The sequence below is a fragment of the Burkholderia sp. HI2500 genome (assembly GCF_002223055.1).
Classification (GTDB): Bacteria; Pseudomonadota; Gammaproteobacteria; order Burkholderiales; family Burkholderiaceae; genus Burkholderia.
Genome location: NZ_NKFL01000010.1, coordinates 1 through 3364 on the forward strand (window position 1 = coordinate 1; position 3364 = coordinate 3364).

A 3364-nucleotide genomic window follows, 5' to 3' on the forward strand; every position below is an offset into this window, starting at 1 on the left:
GGCTTAGGGAGCCTGACGATTACCTACTTTCACACGGGAATCCGCACTATCATCGGCGTAGAGTCGTTTCACGGTCCTGTTCGGGATGGGAAGGGGTGGGACCGACTCGCTATGGTCATCAGGCAAAGAGGGTTGTTGCGCTGGCTTCGCAGCACAACCAATCTGGGAAGAAGCAGTAATTTTGAGTTGTGTGTATCACACACGAGAATCCAACTTGTCGCTTTGGATCGCAGCCGGTGCTTGCGCACGGCGCCGATCTACAAGGCAGACTTGTTATAGGATCAAGCCTTACGGGCAATTAGTATCAGTTAGCTGAACGCATTACTGCGCTTACACACCTGACCTATCAACGTCCTGGTCTCGAACGACCCTTCAAGGGGATCTAGTCCCCAGGGATATCTCATCTTAAGGCGAGTTTCCCGCTTAGATGCTTTCAGCGGTTATCTCTTCCGAACATAGCTACCCGGCGATGCCACTGGCGTGACAACCGGTACACCAGAGGTTCGTCCACTCCGGTCCTCTCGTACTAGGAGCAGCCCCCTTCAAATATCCAACGCCCACGGCAGATAGGGACCAAACTGTCTCACGACGTTTTAAACCCAGCTCACGTACCTCTTTAAATGGCGAACAGCCATACCCTTGGGACCGGCTACAGCCCCAGGATGAGATGAGCCGACATCGAGGTGCCAAACACCGCCGTCGATATGAACTCTTGGGCGGTATCAGCCTGTTATCCCCAGAGTACCTTTTATCCGTTGAGCGATGGCCCTTCCATACAGAACCACCGGATCACTATGACCTGCTTTCGCACCTGCTCGACTTGTCGGTCTCGCAGTTAAGCACGCTTATGCCATTGCACTATCAGCACGATTTCCGACCGTACCTAGCGTACCTTCGTACTCCTCCGTTACGCTTTGGGAGGAGACCGCCCCAGTCAAACTGCCTACCATGCACTGTCCCCGACCCGGATCACGGGCCAAGGTTAGAACCTCAAACAAACCAGGGTGGTATTTCAAGGACGGCTCCACCGAAACTAGCGTTCCGGTTTCATAGCCTCCCACCTATCCTACACAGATCGGTTCAAAGTCCAATGCAAAGCTACAGTAAAGGTTCATGGGGTCTTTCCGTCTAGCCGCGGGTAGATTGCATCATCACAAACACTTCAACTTCGCTGAGTCTCGGGAGGAGACAGTGTGGCCATCGTTACGCCATTCGTGCAGGTCGGAACTTACCCGACAAGGAATTTCGCTACCTTAGGACCGTTATAGTTACGGCCGCCGTTTACCGGGACTTCAATCAAGAGCTTGCACCCCATCATTTAATCTTCCGGCACCGGGCAGGCGTCACACCCTATACGTCCACTTTCGTGTTTGCAGAGTGCTGTGTTTTTATTAAACAGTCGCAGCCACCAGTTTATTGCAACCCCTTCACCCTCCTGGCGCAGGCCAGTCAAGCTACAAGGGCGTACCTTATCCCGAAGTTACGGTACCAATTTGCCGAGTTCCTTCTCCCGAGTTCTCTCAAGCGCCTTAGAATACTCATCTCGCCCACCTGTGTCGGTTTGCGGTACGGTCATCGTTAGACTGAAGCTTAGAGGCTTTTCTTGGAACCACTTCCAATTGCTTCGCTCCCTAGGGAGCTCGCGCCACACCCTTGAATTGCGCGCCCGGATTTGCCTAAGCGCCTTCTCCAATGCAGCGACCGGGACTTCCAACACCCGGACAACCTTCCGCGATCCGTCCCCCCATCGCATCTAACAATGGTGCAGGAATATTGACCTGCTTCCCATCAGCTACGCATTTCTGCCTCGCCTTAGGGGCCGACTCACCCTACGCCGATGAACGTTGCGTAGGAAACCTTGGGCTTACGGCGAGGGGGCCTTTCACCCCCTTTATCGCTACTCATGTCAGCATTCGCACTTCTGATACCTCCAGCATCCCTTCCGAGACACCTTCGCAGGCTTACAGAACGCTCTCCTACCATGCGTGCTAAGCACGCATCCGCAGCTTCGGTATATAGCTTAGCCCCGTTACATCTTCCGCGCAGGACGACTCGATCAGTGAGCTATTACGCTTTCTTTAAAGGGTGGCTGCTTCTAAGCCAACCTCCTGACTGTTTTAGCCTTCCCACTTCGTTTCCCACTTAGCTATATTTGGGGACCTTAGCTGGCGGTCTGGGTTGTTTCCCTCTTGACACCGGACGTTAGCACCCGATGTCTGTCTCCCGTGATTGCACTCTTCGGTATTCGGAGTTTGCTATGGCGGGGTAATCTGCAATAGACCCCCCAACCATGACAGTGCTCTACCCCCGAAGGTGAGACACGAGGCACTACCTAAATAGTTTTCGGAGAGAACCAGCTATTTCCAAGTTTGTTTAGCCTTTCACCCCTATCCACAGCTCATCCCCTAACTTTTCAACGTTAGTGGGTTCGGACCTCCAGTACGTGTTACCGCACCTTCATCCTGGCCATGGATAGATCACTTGGTTTCGGGTCTACGCCCAGCAACTGAACGCCCTATTCGGACTCGCTTTCGCTACGCCTGCCCTATACGGTTAAGCTTGCTACTGAACGTAAGTCGCTGACCCATTATACAAAAGGTACGCCGTCACCCCTTACGAGGCTCCGACTGTTTGTATGCATGCGGTTTCAGGATCTATTTCACTCCCCTCCCGGGGTTCTTTTCGCCTTTCCCTCACGGTACTGGTTCACTATCGGTCGATCACGAGTATTTAGCCTTGGAGGATGGTCCCCCCATCTTCAGACAGGATTTCACGTGTCCCGCCCTACTTGTCGCACACCTAGTTCTTTCATACTGTTTTCGCCTACAGGGCTATCACCTGCTATGGCCGCACTTTCCAGAGCGTTCGGCTAACAATACAAATAAAGAGTGCAAGGCTCATCCCATTTCGCTCGCCACTACTTTGGGAATCTCGGTTGATTTCTTTTCCTGCGGTTACTTAGATGTTTCAGTTCACCGCGTTCGCTTCGCATGGCCTATGTATTCAGCCATGGATACTCCAAAAGGAGTGGGTTTCCCCATTCGGACATCTACGGATCAAAGCTTGTTTGCCAGCTCCCCGTAGCTTTTCGCAGGCTACCGCGTCCTTCATCGCCTGTGATCGCCAAGGCATCCACCACATGCACTTGTTCGCTTGACCCTATAACGAGTCTGTCTCATCGACAGTCGCTACAGGTTGAGTTCTCGCGTTGTGCCGTATTCCAATTGAGTCAAACATAGAGTTCGAATCATCTTGAGATACATCGATACAATCACAACCCGGATAACTTTCACGTCCATCTCAAGACGCTTCCGCTATCCAAATTACTTGCTTCTTCCAGATTGTTAAAGAACGACAGCCGATA

General features: G+C 52.4%; 2 rRNA genes. Both read right to left on the reverse strand.

Annotated features, from left to right (window positions below):
* Window positions 1-10: 10 nt before the first annotated feature.
* A 5S ribosomal RNA gene (gene rrf / locus CFB45_RS37975) occupies window positions 11-123 on the reverse strand.
* Window positions 124-277: 154 nt separating this feature from the next.
* Window positions 278-3159 (reverse strand): 23S ribosomal RNA (locus CFB45_RS37980).
* Window positions 3160-3364: the final 205 nt, after the last annotated feature.